The organism is Pseudomonas sp. HMSC067G02, from assembly GCF_001813485.1.
Classification (GTDB): Bacteria; Pseudomonadota; Gammaproteobacteria; order Pseudomonadales; family Pseudomonadaceae; genus Pseudomonas; species Pseudomonas aeruginosa.
The window spans coordinates 171837-187443 of the sequence record NZ_KV812697.1 but is presented as its reverse complement, the minus strand read 5'-3'; the positions used below and the strand labels follow the sequence as shown (position 1 = coordinate 187443).

15 protein-coding genes and 2 tRNA genes are annotated in these 15607 nt (G+C 64.7%); 15 read left to right on the top strand and 2 right to left on the bottom strand.

The window, feature by feature from the left end; all coding sequences use genetic code 11:
- Nucleotides 1-13 precede the first annotated feature (13 nt).
- From miaA to HMPREF2914_RS19840, 8 genes are all read left to right on the top strand, one after another.
- A complete protein-coding gene (gene miaA, locus HMPREF2914_RS19875; RefSeq protein WP_003135563.1) occupies nt 14-985 on the top strand; it encodes a tRNA (adenosine(37)-N6)-dimethylallyltransferase MiaA in 972 nt (323 codons plus the stop codon).
- 105 nt (nt 986-1090) lie between these two features.
- Complete coding sequence (gene hfq, locus HMPREF2914_RS19870; RefSeq protein WP_003095657.1) at nt 1091-1339, top strand: RNA chaperone Hfq; 249 nt, start codon at nt 1091-1093, stop codon at nt 1337-1339.
- A 12-nt stretch (nt 1340-1351) separates the two neighbouring features.
- On the top strand, nt 1352-2653 hold the full coding sequence (gene hflX, locus HMPREF2914_RS19865; RefSeq protein ID WP_003095652.1) for a ribosome rescue GTPase HflX: 1302 nt from the start codon (nt 1352-1354) through the stop codon (nt 2651-2653).
- 94 nt (nt 2654-2747) lie between these two features.
- The gene (gene hflK / locus HMPREF2914_RS19860; RefSeq protein ID WP_003106427.1) at nt 2748-3950 is read left to right on the top strand and encodes an FtsH protease activity modulator HflK; all 1203 of its coding nucleotides are present in this window, start codon (nt 2748-2750) and stop codon (nt 3948-3950) included.
- Nucleotides 3950-4819 carry a protease modulator HflC gene (gene hflC / locus HMPREF2914_RS19855; protein WP_003106429.1) on the top strand — a complete coding sequence of 290 codons (870 nt, stop codon included), beginning with the start codon at nt 3950-3952 and terminating at the stop codon, nt 4817-4819. The genes hflK and hflC overlap by 1 nt, the downstream gene beginning before the upstream one ends.
- Nucleotides 4820-4914: 95 nt before the next feature.
- Nucleotides 4915-5100: a DUF2065 domain-containing protein gene (locus tag HMPREF2914_RS19850; protein WP_003095647.1), complete on the top strand. Its 186-nt coding sequence runs from the start codon at nt 4915-4917 to the stop codon at nt 5098-5100.
- Nucleotides 5101-5134: 34 nt separating this feature from the next.
- Complete coding sequence (locus HMPREF2914_RS19845) at nt 5135-6319, top strand: ATP phosphoribosyltransferase regulatory subunit (protein ID WP_023092685.1); 1185 nt, start codon at nt 5135-5137, stop codon at nt 6317-6319.
- Nucleotides 6320-6370: 51 nt separating this feature from the next.
- The gene (locus HMPREF2914_RS19840) at nt 6371-7663 is read left to right on the top strand and encodes an adenylosuccinate synthase (protein ID WP_003095642.1); all 1293 of its coding nucleotides are present in this window, start codon (nt 6371-6373) and stop codon (nt 7661-7663) included.
- A 156-nt stretch (nt 7664-7819) separates the two neighbouring features.
- On the opposite strand, the gene HMPREF2914_RS19835 is transcribed toward HMPREF2914_RS19840, so the two are convergent.
- Nucleotides 7820-7906: transfer RNA gene (locus tag HMPREF2914_RS19835), tRNA-Leu, on the bottom strand.
- Nucleotides 7907-8035: 129 nt separating this feature from the next.
- A tRNA-Leu gene (locus HMPREF2914_RS19830) sits at nt 8036-8122 on the bottom strand.
- A gap of 204 nt (nt 8123-8326) precedes the next feature.
- On the opposite strand from HMPREF2914_RS19830, the gene rnr reads away from it, so the two are divergent.
- The 7 genes from rnr (at nt 8327) to dnaB (ending at nt 15578) form a co-directional block, all read left to right on the top strand.
- Nucleotides 8327-11044: a ribonuclease R gene (gene rnr, locus HMPREF2914_RS19825; protein WP_023092684.1), complete on the top strand. Its 2718-nt coding sequence runs from the start codon at nt 8327-8329 to the stop codon at nt 11042-11044.
- Nucleotides 11041-11787 (top strand): 23S rRNA (guanosine(2251)-2'-O)-methyltransferase RlmB, encoded by a 747-nt coding sequence (gene rlmB, locus HMPREF2914_RS19820; RefSeq protein ID WP_003095638.1) that lies wholly within the window; start codon nt 11041-11043, stop codon nt 11785-11787. The genes rnr and rlmB overlap by 4 nt, the downstream gene beginning before the upstream one ends.
- 214 nt (nt 11788-12001) lie before the next feature.
- Nucleotides 12002-12421 (top strand): 30S ribosomal protein S6, encoded by a 420-nt coding sequence (gene rpsF, locus HMPREF2914_RS19815; RefSeq protein WP_003095636.1) that lies wholly within the window; start codon nt 12002-12004, stop codon nt 12419-12421.
- Nucleotides 12422-12450: 29 nt separating this feature from the next.
- On the top strand, nt 12451-12681 hold the full coding sequence (gene rpsR / locus HMPREF2914_RS19810) for a 30S ribosomal protein S18 (RefSeq protein WP_003095634.1): 231 nt from the start codon (nt 12451-12453) through the stop codon (nt 12679-12681).
- Between the two features lie 36 nt (nt 12682-12717).
- A complete protein-coding gene (locus HMPREF2914_RS19805; RefSeq protein WP_003095630.1) occupies nt 12718-13587 on the top strand; it encodes a hypothetical protein in 870 nt (289 codons plus the stop codon).
- A 21-nt stretch (nt 13588-13608) separates the two neighbouring features.
- The gene (gene rplI / locus HMPREF2914_RS19800; protein WP_003095627.1) at nt 13609-14055 is read left to right on the top strand and encodes a 50S ribosomal protein L9; all 447 of its coding nucleotides are present in this window, start codon (nt 13609-13611) and stop codon (nt 14053-14055) included.
- Between the two features lie 128 nt (nt 14056-14183).
- Entirely contained in the window at nt 14184-15578 is a 1395-nt protein-coding gene (dnaB, locus tag HMPREF2914_RS19795; RefSeq protein WP_003095622.1) for a replicative DNA helicase, read from the top strand.
- The last annotated feature ends 29 nt before the right edge of the window (nt 15579-15607 follow it).

Genomic DNA, 15607 nt, shown 5'->3' with positions numbered 1-15607 from the left:
CAAGAGCTTTCCGATGTCTTCCCTGCCTCCCGCCATCTTTCTCATGGGGCCGACCGCCGCCGGCAAGACCGACCTGGCGATGGCGCTGGCCGATGCGCTGCCCTGCGAGCTGATCAGCGTCGACTCGGCGCTGATCTACCGCGGCATGGATATCGGTACGGCCAAGCCTTCCCGGGAGCTGCTGGCGCGCTATCCGCACCGCCTGATCGATATCCGCGACCCGGCGGAGAGCTATTCGGCCGCGGAATTCCGCGCCGACGCCCTGGCGGCGATGGCCGAGGCCACCGCGCGCGGCAGGATTCCCCTGCTGGTGGGGGGCACCATGCTCTATTACAAGGCGTTGCTCGAGGGCCTGGCCGACATGCCCGGCGCCGATCCCGAGGTGCGCGCGGCGATCGAGGCCGAGGCCCTGGCCGAAGGTTGGGAGGCGCTGCACCGGCAACTCGCCGAGGTCGACCCGGAGTCGGCTGCGCGCATCCACCCCAACGACCCGCAGCGACTGATGCGGGCGCTCGAGGTGTATCGCCTCGGCGGGGTGTCGATGAGCGACCTGCGTCGCCGGCAAAGCGCTGAAAAGGCGGATTTTGACGCGTCAGGCAGGAATCAATTGCCGTATACTGTCGCTCAGCTGGCGATTGCTCCCGAGCAGCGCCAGGTGTTGCACGCGCGGATTGCGCAGCGTTTTCGCCAGATGCTGGAACAGGGTTTCATCGCCGAGGTCGAAGCACTGCATGCCAGAAGTGACTTGCATGCAGGATTACCGTCTATTAGAGCCGTGGGTTACCGTCAGGTGTGGGATTACCTGGATGGCAAGCTGTCCTACGCTGAAATGACCGAACGCGGCATCATCGCTACCCGCCAGTTGGCCAAGCGCCAGTTCACCTGGCTGCGAAGCTGGAGCCATCTACACTGGATGGACAGCCTAGCAGGTGACAATCTGCCGCGTGCCTTGAAATACCTGAAAACGGTCTCCATATTGGCCTGAGACCTTAATTTGTCCGTCTGTTTCCGGAGCGAGACCGGAGTTTGGACGGCGCCAAGTCACCCTATTCGACTACTTCAAACTACGATCCTTAAAGGAGTGCGGCACATGTCAAAAGGGCATTCGCTACAAGACCCTTACCTCAATACCCTGCGGAAAGAACGCGTCCCGGTTTCCATCTATCTGGTCAACGGCATCAAGCTGCAAGGCCAGATCGAGTCCTTCGACCAGTTTGTCATCCTGCTGAAGAACACCGTCAGCCAGATGGTTTACAAGCACGCGATCTCCACCGTGGTACCGAGCCGTCCGGTGCGTCTGCCGAGCGGTGACCAGCCGGCCGAGCCGGGCAACGCTTGACGGGAGTCCGCTTTGTTCTTTGAGCGCCCAGGTGGTGGGGAACAGGCTGTTCTGGTGCATCTGGAAGGGCAGAACCCCGAGGCGCGTGAAGACCCGCAGGAGTTCCAGGAGCTGGTGCGTTCGGCCGGCGCGGAAACGGTGGCATTCGTCAGCGTCTCCCGCCACCAGCCGAGCGCCAAATATCTTATCGGCAGTGGCAAGGTCGAGGAGTTGCACGACCTGGTCAAGGCCGAAAACGTCGAGCTGGTGATTTTCAACCACACCTTGACGCCCAGCCAGGAGCGCAACCTCGAGCGAGCGTTCGAGTGCCGCGTACTCGACCGGACCGGGCTGATCCTCGACATCTTCGCCCAGCGCGCACGTACCCACGAAGGCAAGTTGCAGGTGGAACTGGCGCAACTGGAGCACATGAGCACGCGGCTGGTACGCGGCTGGACCCACCTCGAACGGCAGAAAGGCGGTATCGGCCTGCGCGGTCCGGGTGAGACCCAGCTGGAAACCGACCGACGCCTGCTGCGCGTGCGCATCCGCCAGATCAAGCAGCGCCTGGAGAAGGTCCGCAGCCAGCGCGAGCAGGCTCGACGCGGGCGCAAGCGCGCGGATATCCCGGCGGTCTCCCTGGTCGGCTATACCAACGCCGGCAAATCGACCCTGTTCAATGCGCTCACCGCCTCCGAGGTGTATGCCGCCAACCAGTTGTTCGCCACCCTCGACCCCACCCTGCGTCGCCTGCAACTGGACGATCTCGGGCCGGTGGTGCTGGCCGACACGGTGGGCTTCATCCGTCACCTGCCGCACAAGCTGGTGGAGGCCTTCCGCGCTACGCTGGAAGAGTCGAGCAACGCCGACCTCCTGCTGCACGTGATCGACGCCTACGAGCCCGAACGGGATGCGCAGGTCGAGCAGGTGCTGGCGGTGCTCGGCGAGATCGGCGCCAACGAATTGCCGATGCTCGAGGTCTATAACAAGGTCGACCTGTTACCCTCGGTCGAGCCGCACATCCAGCGCGACGACTCCGGCAAGCCGGTGCGCGTCTGGCTGTCGGCGCAGACCGGCGAAGGCCTCGACCTGTTGCGCCAGGCCATCGCCGAGCTGCTCGGCGAGGACCTCTTCGTCGGGACCTTGCGCCTGCCCCAGCGGCTCGGGCGCCTGCGCGCCCAGTTGTTCGAACTGGGCGCGGTGCAGTCCGAGGCGCACGATGAGGAAGGTTGTACCCTGCTGCAGGTGCGCCTGCCGCGGGCCGAGTTGAACCGCCTGGCGAGCCGCGCTGGCTGGCAGCCGGCGGAGTTCGTTGCGCAACACACTTTGCAATAAAGCCCGTATCGCTGCTTTTGGCAGCGGGCAGGGCATTCGGTAGCATGGGTGGCCGCGCCGCAGGCGCGTTTCGCGTTACTAGATGGAGAGCGCTATGGCTTGGAACGAGCCGGGTGACAACTCGAACAACAACGATCGAGACCCGTGGGGAGGCCGCCGCGGTGGTGGTGGCGGCGGTGGTGACCGCAAGGGGCCGCCCGACCTGGATGAGGCTTTCCGCAAGCTTCAGGACAGCCTGAACGGGCTGTTCGGTGGAAAAAAACGCAGTGGCAACGGTTCCGGCTCCGGTTCCGGCGGCAAGGGCGGTGGCCTGGGCCTGTTCGGTATCGGCCTGGCGATCCTCGCCGTGCTCTGGCTGTACAACGCCATCTATGTGGTGGACGAGCAGGAGCAGGCGGTCATCCTGCGCTTCGGCAAGTATTACGAGACGGTCGGTCCCGGCCTGAACTTCTACTTCCCGCCGATCGACAAGCGCTTCCAGGAGAACGTCACCCGCGAGCGTGCGTACAGCAAGCAGGGGCAGATGCTCACCGAGGACGAGAACATCGTCGAAGTGCCGCTGACCGTGCAGTACAAGATCAGCAACCTGCAGGACTTCGTGCTCAACGTCGACCAGCCCGAGGTCAGCCTGCAGCAGGCGACCGAGAGCGCGCTGCGGCATGTCGCCGGCTCCACCACCATGGACCGGATCCTCACCGAAGGCCGCGAGCAGATGGCGACCGAGGTGCGCGAGCGCCTGCAACGCTTCCTGGATACCTACAGGACCGGTATCACCGTGACCCAGGTGAACATCCAGAGCGCCCAGGCCCCGCGTGAGGTGCAGGAAGCGTTCGACGACGTGATCCGGGCCCGCGAGGACGAGCAGCGCGAGAAGAACCAGGCCGAAGCCTATGCCAACGGCGTGGTGCCGGAGGCGCGTGGCCAGGCTCAGCGCATCATCGAAGAAGCCAACGGTTACCGCGACGAGGTGATTTCGCGCGCCCAGGGTGAGGCGGATCGCTTCTCCAAGCTGCTGGTGGAATATCGCAAGGCTCCGGAAGTGACGCGCGAGCGTCTGTACCTGGACACCATGCAGGAAGTCTTCAGCCAGACCAGCAAGGTGCTGGTGACCGGTCAGCAAGGGCAGAACAACCTGCTCTACCTGCCGCTGGACAAGATGATCGATGGTCGTAACGCCGCGCCCGCTACGGGTGCCGGTGCTTCCGCCGGTGGTGGCAGCGCCAGCGCTTCCGACCTGGGGTCGCGGATCGTCAACGATCTGCGCCAGCAAGACGCGCGTACGAGGGAGAGCCGCTGATGGGCAACAAGTCTTTGATCGCTCTGATCGTCGGTGTCGTCGCCGCCATCGTCCTGTGGAACAGCGTCTACGTAGTCCAGCAGACCGAGCGCGCGGTCATGTTGCGCTTCGGCCGGGTGGTCGAGTCCGACGTCAAGCCGGGCCTGCACTTCAAGATCCCGTACGTCAACCAGGTGCGCAAGTTCGACGCTCGCCTGCTGACCCTGGATGCCCCGACCCAGCGCTTCCTGACCCTGGAAAAGAAAGCGGTGATGGTGGATGCCTATGCCAAGTGGCGGGTGGCGGATGCCGAGCGCTTCTATACCGCTACCTCGGGCCTCAAGCAGATCGCCGACGAACGCCTGTCGCGGCGTCTCGAAGCGGGTCTGCGCGACCAGTTCGGCAAGCGTACCCTGCATGAAGTGGTATCGGGCGAGCGCGACGCGCTGATGGGCGACATCACCGCTTCGCTGAACCGCATGGCGCAGAAGGAGCTGGGTATCGAGGTGATCGACGTGCGGGTCAAGGCCATCGACCTGCCGAAGGAAGTCAATCGCAGCGTCTTCGAGCGGATGAGCACCGAGCGTGAGCGCGAGGCCCGCGAGCACCGCGCCAAGGGTCGCGAACTGGCCGAAGGCATTCGTGCCGACGCCGATCGCCAGCGCCGGGTAATCGTTGCCGAAGCCTACCGCGAGTCGGAAGAGACCCGCGGTGACGGCGACTCCAAGGCTGCCGCGATCTACGCCAAGGCCTACAACCAGGATCCGGAGTTCTATTCCTTCTACCGTAGCCTGAAGGCGTATCGCGAAAGCTTCGCCGAGAAGCGCGACGTACTGGTGCTCGATCCGAGCAGCGAGTTCTTCCGCTATCTGAACAAGGCCAACAAGTAATACTCGGTTCTCCGGCGGGCGGCAGCGCCCGCCGGAGAAATCGTGTTATGATGAGCCAGCCGGGAAATCCCGGCTTTTTTGCGTCCGCGAGAATCATGTGGCAGGAATTCGGCATCGCTTTTTGTCTCGTGCTGGTGCTGGAAGGCATCCTGCCGTTCCTGTGTCCGCGACAATGGCGCGAGGCGGTCACCGGCATCGGCCGGCTGAGCGACCGTCACCTGCGTCTCGTGGGGCTGGGCAGCATGCTGCTCGGCACCCTGCTTCTTTACTGGATTCACTGATGATGTGCCGCCCGGCTGAAAGGGGAGAGGCGAAATGGCAACGGTAGACCGCTGGCTGCTGCCAGATGGGATCGAAGAGGTGCTGCCTCCGGAGGCGGCGCGCATCGAAGCAGCCCGCCGTCAGGTGCTGGATCTGTTCCACCGCTGGGGTTACGAGTTCGTCGTGACCCCGCATATCGAATACCTGGAGTCGCTGCTCACCGGTGCGGGACAGGATCTTGACCTGCGCACCTTCAAGGTGACCGACCCGGCGTCCGGCCGGCTCATGGGTTTCCGTGCCGACATTACGCCGCAAGTGGCGCGGATGGATGCGCACAGCCTGCGCCGCGAGGGACCGAGCCGCCTGTGCTATGCCGGCAGCGTGCTGCATGCGCAGCCGCGCGCGCTGTCCACTTCGCGTAGTCCGATCCAGCTGGGCGCCGAGCTGTACGGCGATCCGAGCCCTGCCAGCGATGTCGAGGTGATCAGCCTGATGCTGGAAATGCTCGAGATGGCGGAAGTGCCGGACGTGCACATGGACCTCGGCCATGTCGGTATCTACCGCGGCCTGGCGCGCGCGGCAGGGCTGTCCGGCGAAGTCGAGCAGCAGTTGTTCGATGCCTTGCAGCGCAAGGCGGTGGACGAGGTCGAGGCGCTGACTGCAGACCTGCCTGCCGAGCTGCGCGGCATGTTGCGTGCGCTGGCCGAGCTATGCGGCGGCCGCGATGCGCTGGAGCAGGGCCGTGCCTGTCTGGCGGCGGCGCCGGCCGATGTCCAGGTGGCGCTGAACGAGCTGATCGAGATCGCCGATTCGCTGGCTGGACGTTTCCCCGGCTTGCCGCTGTATTTCGACCTCGGCGAGCTGCGTGGCTATCACTATCACACCGGCGTGGTGTTTGCGGCCTTCGTGCCCGGCGTTGGCCAGTCCATCGCCCAGGGCGGTCGCTATGATGATATCGGTGCCGATTTCGGGCGCGCCCGCCCGGCCACCGGTTTCTCCACCGATCTGAAAAGCCTGGTCACTCTCGGCCAGGCCCGGTTGGACCAGGCTGTATCGGGTATCTGGGCGCCGGCCGAAGGGGCCGGGCTCTGGCAGGCGGTGCAACGACTGCGCCGCGACGGGCAGCGTGTCGTCCAGGCTCTGCCCGGGCAGGATGCGGCTTCTGCGCGCGAGGCGGGCTGCGACCGGCAGCTGGCGCTGCGCGATGGCAATTGGCAGGTGGCGCCGCTGGCGTCCTGAGATTCCGCCGGCCGCGGCCGGCATCGAACTTCCACGATGGGGACAAGTGTTATGGGTAAGAATGTCGTAGTCCTGGGCACCCAATGGGGTGATGAGGGCAAGGGCAAGATCGTCGACCTGCTCACCGAGCAGGCGGCTGCCGTAGTTCGCTACCAGGGTGGTCACAACGCTGGCCACACCCTGGTGATCGATGGCGAGAAAACCGTCCTGCACCTGATTCCATCGGGCATCCTGCGCGAAGGCGTGCAGTGCCTGATCGGCAATGGCGTGGTGCTGGCGCCGGATGCGCTGCTGCGCGAAATCACCAAGCTGGAAGAGAAGGGCGTGCCGGTGCGCGAGCGCCTGCGCATCAGTCCTTCCTGTCCGCTGATCCTGTCCTATCACGTCGCCCTCGACCAGGCGCGCGAGAAGGCCCGCGGCGAAGCCAAGATCGGCACCACCGGTCGTGGCATCGGCCCGGCATACGAGGACAAGGTGGCGCGTCGCGGCCTGCGCGTCGGCGACCTGTTCCACCGCGAGCGCTTCGCCGCCAAGCTGGGCGAGCTGCTGGACTACCATAACTTCGTCCTGCAGCACTACTACAAGGAGCCGGCCATCGACTTCCAGAAGACCCTGGACGAGGCGATGGAGTATGCCGAGCTGCTCAAGCCGATGATGGCCGATGTCGCTGCGACCCTGCACGACCTGCGCAAGCACGGCAAGGACATCATGTTCGAAGGCGCCCAGGGATCGCTGCTGGACATCGACCATGGCACCTATCCCTACGTGACCAGTTCCAACACCACCGCTGGCGGTACCGCCACCGGTTCCGGCTTCGGCCCGCTGTACCTGGACTACGTACTGGGTATCACCAAGGCCTATACCACTCGCGTCGGCTCCGGTCCGTTCCCGACCGAGCTGTTCGACGACGTCGGCGCCTACCTTGCCAAGCGCGGCCACGAGTTCGGTGCCACCACCGGTCGCGCTCGTCGCTGCGGCTGGTTCGATGCCGTGATCCTGCGCCGCGCCATCGAGATCAACAGCATCTCCGGCCTGTGCCTGACCAAGCTCGACGTGCTCGATGGTCTGGACGTGGTGCGCCTGTGCGTCGGCTACAAGAATGCCGATGGCGATGTGCTGGAAGCGCCGACCGATGCCGACAGCTACATCGGCCTGCAGCCGGTCTACGAGGAAATGCCCGGCTGGAGCGAGTCGACCGTGGGTGCGAAGACCCTGGAAGAGTTGCCGGCCAACGCCCGCGCCTACATCAAGCGCGTGGAAGAACTGGTGGGTGCGCCGATCGATATCATCTCCACCGGTCCGGACCGCAACGAAACCATCATCCTGCGCCATCCATTCGCCTGAGGCGGATAGCGGGGCGATGACGGAACGGGCTGCGCATGCGGCCCGTTTTCATTTCCGGGGTCGGCGCCGCGGCGAGCGGGGGGAGGTGGCGTGGCTCGAAGGGAAAAATCGCGGACAACAAAAAGCCGAGCGATGCTCGGCTGTTTGTCTTGAAGATGGTGCCCAGGAGAAGACTCGAACTTCCACGGTGTTGCCACCGCTAGGACCTGAACCTAGTGCGTCTACCAATTCCGCCACCTGGGCATGCTTTTCAGCATTGTGCGATGATCGCTCATCGACTTGGGTGTTGCAAACCTTGTCGCAGTTTCAATGCCTGGTAGTGGCTGAACTGCTGAAACAAAAACGGTCTAATGTCCGGCTTTGTCTGAAATATGGTGCCCAGGAGAAGACTCGAACTTCCACGGTGTTGCCACCGCTAGGACCTGAACCTAGTGCGTCTACCAATTCCGCCACCTGGGCACTGGAGTCGATGATCGCTCATCGTTTCCGTGTTACAACGTCTCAGCAACGTTGTGGGCGCGAACTATACGAGTACGTATTCTGCTTGTAAACCCCTGATGCGATAAAAATTATTCTGCTGCCGAAGCTGACCGACGAAGCGTTTTCGCGCTTCAATAGAGCAATGGCAGCAAACGCTAAAGAAGAAAAGGTGACCTACCTCTAATGGCCGATTGGCAAAACCTCGATCCCGAGGCCGCTCGCGAAGCGGAAAAGTACGAAAACCCCATCCCCAGCCGGGAACTGATCCTGGCTCACCTATCCGAGCGAGGCGCTCCGGCGACTCGCTCCCAGTTGCTCGACGAGTTCGGGCTCGCCGGCGAGGAGCCGGACGAGGCCTTGCGTCGTCGCCTGCGCGCCATGGAGCGCGACGGGCAGCTTATCTATACGCGTCGTGGCGCCTACGCGCCGGTGGACAAGCTGGACCTGATCCGCGGCCGCATCAGCGGGCACCGCGATGGCTTCGGCTTCCTGATCCCCGACGATGGCAGCGACGACCTGTTCCTCAGCCCCACCCAGATGCGCCTGGTGTTCGACGGCGACCGCGCCCTGGCCCGGGTGTCCGGCCATGACCGGCGCGGACGCCGCGAAGGCCAGTTGGTCGAGGTGATCGAGCGGGCCCACGAGATCGTGGTCGGCCGCTACTTCGAGGAAAGCGGCATCGGCGTGGTGGTCGCGGACAACCCGAAGATCCAGCAGGAAGTCCTGATCCCGCCGGGCAAGGCCGGCAAGGCCAGGCACAACCAGTTCGTCCAGGTGCGCATCGAGCAATGGCCGAGCATCCACCGCCAGGCCCAGGGCGAGATCGTCGAGGTGCTCGGCGACTACATGGCGCCGGGGATGGAGATCGAAGTCGCCCTGCGCAGCTACGATATCCCCCACGTCTGGCCGGCCGCGGTGGAGAAGGAAGCGGCCAAGCTCAAGCCGGAAGTGGCGGAGAAGGACAAGGAAAAGCGTGTCGACCTGCGCCAGGTGCCCTTCGTCACCATCGACGGCGAGGATGCCCGCGACTTCGACGACGCGGTGTACGCCGAGGCCAAGCGCGGCGGCGGCTGGCGCCTGTTCGTGGCGATCGCCGATGTCTCGCACTACGTGAAGGTCGGTTCGGCGCTGGACGAAGAGGCGGCCAGGCGCGGCAACTCGGTGTATTTCCCCGAGCGGGTGATCCCGATGCTGCCGGAGGTGCTGTCCAATGGTCTCTGCTCGCTGAATCCGCTGGTCGACCGGCTGGCCATGGTCTGCGAGATGACCCTGTCCAAGGCCGGCAAGCTGACCGGCTATCAGTTCTACGAAGCGGTGATCCACTCCCATGCGCGCCTGACCTACACCAAGGTCAGCCAGTTGCTCGAGCATCCCGACAGCGTCGAGGCCGAGAACCTGCGCCAGCAGTTGCCCGGCGTGGTGCCGCACCTGCAGCAGCTGTATGCGCTGTATAAAGCGCTGCTGGCCGGCCGCCATGTCCGCGGCGCGATCGATTTCGAGACCCAGGAAACCCGCATCGTCTTCGGCGCCGACCGGAAGATCTCGGAAATCCGCCCGACCCAGCGCAACGATGCGCACCGCCTGATCGAAGAGTGCATGCTCTGCGCCAACGTGGCGACCGCACGCTTCCTGCAGAAGCACGCCATCCCGGCGTTGTACCGGGTGCATGACGGCCCGCCGCAGGAGAAGCTCAACAACCTGCGCCAGTTCCTCGGCGAGCTGGGGTTGAGCCTCGGCCGCGGCAAGGCCGCGCCGACCCCGGGCGACTACCAGGAGTTGCTGGAGAAGATCCACGACCGCGCCGACTTCCGCCTGATCCAGACGGTCATGCTGCGTTCGCTCAGCCAGGCGGTGTACAGCCCGGACAACAATGGCCACTTCGGCCTCAACTACGACGCCTACACCCACTTCACCTCGCCGATCCGGCGCTACCCGGACCTGCTGGTGCATCGTGCGATCCGCAGTGTGATCCGCTCCAAGGCGGAGACTCCGCACGTGCAGCGGGCCGGCGCGGCGAGCATGCCCAAGGCGCGCATCTATCCGTACGACGAATTGCGCCTGGACCAGTTGGGCGAGCAGTGCTCGATGACCGAGCGGCGTGCCGACGAGGCCACCCGCGACGTGACCAACTGGCTGAAGTGCGAATACATGCGCGAGCGGGTCGGCGAGACCTTCCCTGGCGTAATCACCGCGGTCACCGGTTTCGGTCTGTTCGTCGAGCTGACCGACATCTTCGTCGAAGGCCTGGTCCATGTGACCGCGCTGCCCGGCGATTACTATCATTTCGACGCCGTGCACCATCGCCTCAGCGGCGAGCGCACCGGGCGCAGCTTCCGTCTCGGCGACACCACGGAAGTGGTAGTGGCGCGGGTCGACCTGGACGAGCGGAAGATCGATTTCGAGCTGGCCGGAAACGTGCTGAGCGCGCCGATCGGACGCAAGAAGCGCAACGGCGACAAGTCGGCGAACGCCGGCAAGGCGCCGAAGGGGCGCAAGGGCGCAACCGTGCCCGAGGTCGACCTGGAGCCGGCGCTGGCCAGTCCCGACGCCGCGGTGGTGCCGCGGCGCAAGGCCGGCAAGGTGCAGGCGCTGCCGCCGGTCGCGCCGGAGCTGCTGGCGCAGGCCGCGGAGATGCTCGGCAACACCGACGTGCGCAAGAGTCGCGAGGTGAAGCAGGCGCTGCTCGCCGAGGCGCGCGTCGGCGGCGGCAAGGACAAGGGCGGGAAGAAGGGCAAGGTCGTTCCTGCGGGCAAGAGCGCGAAGGGCAAGGCCAAGGGCGGCAAGCCCGCCGCTGCCGCCAAGCCGGGAAAGCCGACCAAGCATCGCAAGGGGCCTTCCAAGCCGAAGGCCGACAACGCTCCGGCCGCCACCGGGGCGCGCAAACGTAAGGCCAAGTCATGAGTCAGTGGGAAAAGGTCTACGGCGTGCATGCCGTGGAAGCGTTGTTGCGTCATCACCCGAAGCGGGTCAAGCAGTTGTGGCTGGCCGAGGGGCGGCATGATCCGCGGGTCCAGGTGCTCACCGAGCTGGCCGCCGGGTTCCGTATTCCGGTAGGGCAGCGCGACCGGCGCGAGCTCGACGAGTGGGCGGAAGGCGTCCACCAGGGCGTGGTCGCGGAAGTCAGCCCCAGCCAGGTCTGGGGCGAAAACATGCTCGAGGAACTGCTCGAGCGGAGCGAGGGCGTGCCGCTGCTGCTGGCCCTGGATGGCGTCACCGATCCGCACAACCTCGGCGCCTGCCTGCGTACCGCCGATGCGGCGGGGGTGCAGGCGGTGATCGTGCCCAAGGACAAGTCCGCGACCCTCAACGCCACCGTGCGCAAGGTCGCTTGCGGCGCCGCCGAGGTGATCCCGCTGGTGGCGGTGACCAACCTCGCGCGCACCCTGGAAAAGCTCCAGCAGCGCGGCCTGTGGGTGGTCGGCACCGCTGGCGAGGCGGACAAGACCCTCTACCAGCTCGACCTCAAGGGGCCGACCGTGCTGGTGATGGGCGCGGAAGGCAAGGGCATGCGCCGGCTGACCCGCGAGCACTGCGACTTCCTCGCCAGGTTGCCGATGGCCGGCAGCGTCAGCAGCCTGAACGTCTCGGTCGCCACCGGTGTCTGCCTGTTCGAGATCCTCCGCCAGCGCACCCCGCTGGAGTGAGCGCGTGCGGGGCCGCCGTGGCGCGGCCCCGCGCCATTCCATCCGCTGTACAAATATTCGCCAATCTTCCTTGCTTCGCCGGTTGCCCTTCTCTAGAATGTCGCCCCTTGCCGCGCGGGCAGGCGTTCGTTCGCCTCTCCGCCAGGCAAGCCAAGAAAACATTCACTCCTTGCCTGACCGTTCTGCGGCAGGCTGCAACCCGTAAGGAGCATTTATGCGTCATTACGAAATCGTGTTCCTGGTTCACCCGGACCAGAGCGAACAAGTCGGTGGCATGGTCGAGCGTTACACCAAGGCCATCGAAGAAGACGGCGGCAAGATCCACCGTCTGGAAGACTGGGGCCGTCGTCAGCTGGCCTACGCCATCAACAACGTGCACAAGGCCCACTACGTTCTGATGAACGTCGAGTGCAGCGCCAAGGCCCTGGCTGAGCTGGAAGACAACTTCCGTTACAACGATGCCGTGATCCGTAACCTGGTCATGCGTCGCGACGAAGCTGTCACCGAGCAGTCCGAGATGCTCAAGGCTGAAGAAAGCCGCAACGAGCGTCGCGAGCGTCGTGAGCGTCCGAACGATAACGCTGAAGGCGCCGATGGCGACGACAACAGCGATAGCGATAACGCTGACGAGTAATTCCGGACCAGTATTGAGGAGCCAATCACATGGCACGTTTCTTCCGTCGTCGTAAGTTCTGCCGCTTCACCGCCGAAGGCGTGAAAGAGATCGATTACAAGGATCTCAACACCCTGAAGGCCTACGTTTCCGAAACCGGCAAGATCGTTCCGAGCCGTATCACCGGCACCAAGGCCAAGTACCAGCGTCAGCTGGCGACCGCTATCAAGCGCGCCCGCTACCTGGCCCTGCTTCCTTACACCGACAGCCACGGCCGTTGAGATCGGGCAGTCGAACGCTGGTAAGGGATAGATCGCATGCGCGCACTGGCTGAGTTCACCATGCGCGGCCGCATGCAGGCCACGCTCGCCGTGGCAGGCTCCGCGGTTGTTCCACTGTTGTTCTGGCTGAGTGCCGCCGCCGGTAGCCTGGTGCTGCTGCGGCGCGGATTCGGCGACGCCTTCGGCGTCCTGGCCTGGGCGGTGCTACCGGCGATGTTCTGGTGGTACCTGGGCGATCCGAGCATCCTTCTGGTCCTGCTCGGTACCCTGACGCTGGCGCAGATCCTGCGCGCCAGTACGTCCTGGAGCCATGTGCTGCTGGGCAGTGTTGCAGTTGGCGTGGTATTCGCGCTGGTGCTGGGGCATACCTCCAGCGAGCTGATCGGCGCCCTGGCGACGGAAGTCACCAAGGTCCTGACCCAGCTTCGTGGGGAGTCCCAGCTGTCGGGCGAAGAGCTGGACAAGTTGCAGGTGGCGCTGGTGCCGACCCTGACCGGGGTCATGGCTTCCTCGCTGCAGGTGACCTGCCTGCTCTGCCTGATGCTCGCGCGGTACTGGCAGGCTTCGCTGTACAACCCGGGCGGCTTCGGTCGCGAATTCCGGAGTTTGCGGCTGGCGCCGGCGGTTGCCGTGATCCTGCTGCTGGGGGCCGTCGTGGTCCCGGCGCTGGAAGTGCAGGCCGCGGTGCTCGGCCCGTTGTGCAGCGTGCCGCTGATCATCGCCGGCGTGGCGCTCGGGCATGGCCTGATCGCCCTGAAGCGCCTCGCGGGTGGTTGGCTGGTGGGCCTGTACCTGGCTGTATTGCTGCTGGGGAACCTGATCTGTCTTTTGGCGGTTGTCGACAGTCTGTTTGATTTTCGTGGACGCCTGGCCCGGCGCCAGGGTTCCACGAACGGTGAAGGTTAAAAGTTAAGAGGTAAGACTCAAATGGAAGTCATCCTGCTGGAAAAAGTCGCCAACCTGGGCAACCTGGGCGACAAGGTGAACATCAAGGGCGGTTACGCCCGTAACTTCCTGCTGCCGCAGGGCAAGGCCACCGTCGCCACCGCCGAGAACGTCGCTGCGTTCGAAGCCCGCCGCGCCGAGCTGGAAAAGGCTGCCGCCGAGAAGAAGGCCGCTGCCGAAGCCCGTGCTGCCCAGCTCTCCGAGCTGGTGGTAACCCTCGGCGCCCACGCTGGCGACGAAGGCAAGCTGTTCGGTTCGATCGGCACCCGCGACATCGCCGAAGCCGTTTCCGCTGCCGGTTACCCGCTGGAAAAAGCCGAAGTTCGCCTGCCCAACGGCGCGCTGCGCAACACCGGTGAGTTCGACGTCGCCGTGCACCTGCACACCGACGTGGAAACCACTCTGAAGCTGATCATCGTCGCTGAGTAAGCGATCCGATCGGTAGGGCTGGGCGGGCATATGCGTGTCCGCGGCAGTCCGCTAACATCGGGCACGGTACCGGCAACGGCACCGTGCCCGTTGTTTTTTCCGCTGTTCCTTTTTCTTGCGTCGAGTCTATGAACGAGATCACCAGCCCCGAGCAATACGACCTGGAAACCACAGCCCTGAAGGTGCCGCCGCACTCGATCGAGGCCGAGCAGGCCGTGCTGGGTGGCCTGATGCTGGACAACAACGCCTGGGAGCGGGTGTCGGACTCGGTGTCCGACGGCGATTTCTACCGCCATGACCATCGCCTGATCTTCCGCGCCATCTACAAGCTGGCCGAGGCCAACCAGCCGATCGACGTGGTGACCCTCTCCGAGCAGTTGGAGAAGGAAGGACAACTGGCCCAGGTCGGCGGCCTGGCCTATCTCGGCGAACTGGCGAAGAACATTCCGTCGGTCGCCAACATCAAGGCCTACGCGCAGATCATCCGCGAGCGCGCCACCCTGCGCCAACTGATCGGCATCAGCAACGAGATCGCCGACAGCGCCTTCCACCCGGAAGGGCGCGGCGCCAACGAGATCCTCGACGAGGCCGAGCGGAAGATCTTCGAGATCGCCGAAGCGCGACCGAAGACCGGCGGGCCGGTGGGGATCAGCGATATCCTGGTCAAGACCATCGACCGCATCGACTACCTGTTCAACACCAGCGAGGCGCTGACCGGGGTGTCCACCGGTTTCACCGACCTCGACGAGAAGACCAGCGGCCTGCAGCCGGCCGACCTGATCATCGTCGCCGGGCGTCCGTCGATGGGTAAGACCACCTTCGCCATGAACCTGGTCGAGAATGCGGTGATGCGCACCGACAAGGCCGTGTTGGTGTACTCCCTGGAGATGCCCTCCGACTCGATCGTGATGCGTATGCTCTCGTCGCTCGGTCGCATCGATCAGACCAAGGTCCGTTCCGGCAAGCTCGACGACGAGGATTGGCCGCGCCTGACCTCGGCGATCAACCTGCTCAACGACAAGAAGCTGTTCATCGACGACACCGCCGGCATCAGCCCCTCGGAAATGCGTGCGCGGACCCGTCGCCTGGTGCGCGAGCACGGCGACCTGGCGCTGATCATGATCGACTACCTGCAGCTGATGCAGATACCCGGCTCCAGCGGCGACAACCGGACCAACGAGATTTCCGAGATCTCCCGCTCGCTGAAGGCCCTGGCGAAGGAATTCAACTGCCCGGTGATCGCCCTGTCGCAGCTCAACCGCTCCCTGGAGCAGCGACCCAACAAGCGCCCGGTGAACTCCGACTTGCGCGAATCCGGGGCGATCGAGCAGGACGCCGACGTGATCATGTTCGTCTACCGCGACGAGGTGTACCACCCGGAGACCGAGTTCAAGGGCGTCGCCGAAATCATCATCGGCAAGCAGCGTAACGGTCCGATCGGCACGGTGCGCCTGGCCTTCATCGGCAAATACACGCGCTTCGAGAACCTTGCCGCCGGCATGTACAACTTCGAGGACGAATGACCCGGCTTGGGTCTTGCCCGGCGGGCGCC

Excerpts from the sequence above, each read along its gene's own strand:
- miaA (WP_003135563.1), top strand. The coding sequence starts at position 14 with ATGTCTTCCCTGCCTCCCGCCATCTTTCTCATGGGGCCGACCGCCGCC.
- rpsF (WP_003095636.1), top strand. The coding sequence starts at position 12,002 with ATGCGTCATTACGAAATCGTGTTCCTGGTTCACCCGGACCAGAGCGAA.
- HMPREF2914_RS19850 (WP_003095647.1), top strand. The coding sequence starts at position 4,915 with ATGTGGCAGGAATTCGGCATCGCTTTTTGTCTCGTGCTGGTGCTGGAA.
- rnr (WP_023092684.1), top strand. The coding sequence starts at position 8,327 with ATGGCCGATTGGCAAAACCTCGATCCCGAGGCCGCTCGCGAAGCGGAA.
- rplI (WP_003095627.1), top strand. The coding sequence starts at position 13,609 with ATGGAAGTCATCCTGCTGGAAAAAGTCGCCAACCTGGGCAACCTGGGC.
- HMPREF2914_RS19845 (WP_023092685.1), top strand. The coding sequence starts at position 5,135 with ATGGCAACGGTAGACCGCTGGCTGCTGCCAGATGGGATCGAAGAGGTG.
- dnaB (WP_003095622.1), top strand. The coding sequence starts at position 14,184 with ATGAACGAGATCACCAGCCCCGAGCAATACGACCTGGAAACCACAGCC.
- rpsR (WP_003095634.1), top strand. The coding sequence starts at position 12,451 with ATGGCACGTTTCTTCCGTCGTCGTAAGTTCTGCCGCTTCACCGCCGAA.
- HMPREF2914_RS19840 (WP_003095642.1), top strand. The coding sequence starts at position 6,371 with ATGGGTAAGAATGTCGTAGTCCTGGGCACCCAATGGGGTGATGAGGGC.
- HMPREF2914_RS19805 (WP_003095630.1), top strand. The coding sequence starts at position 12,718 with ATGCGCGCACTGGCTGAGTTCACCATGCGCGGCCGCATGCAGGCCACG.
- rlmB (WP_003095638.1), top strand. The coding sequence starts at position 11,041 with ATGAGTCAGTGGGAAAAGGTCTACGGCGTGCATGCCGTGGAAGCGTTG.
- hfq (WP_003095657.1), top strand. The coding sequence starts at position 1,091 with ATGTCAAAAGGGCATTCGCTACAAGACCCTTACCTCAATACCCTGCGG.
- hflK (WP_003106427.1), top strand. The coding sequence starts at position 2,748 with ATGGCTTGGAACGAGCCGGGTGACAACTCGAACAACAACGATCGAGAC.
- hflC (WP_003106429.1), top strand. The coding sequence starts at position 3,950 with ATGGGCAACAAGTCTTTGATCGCTCTGATCGTCGGTGTCGTCGCCGCC.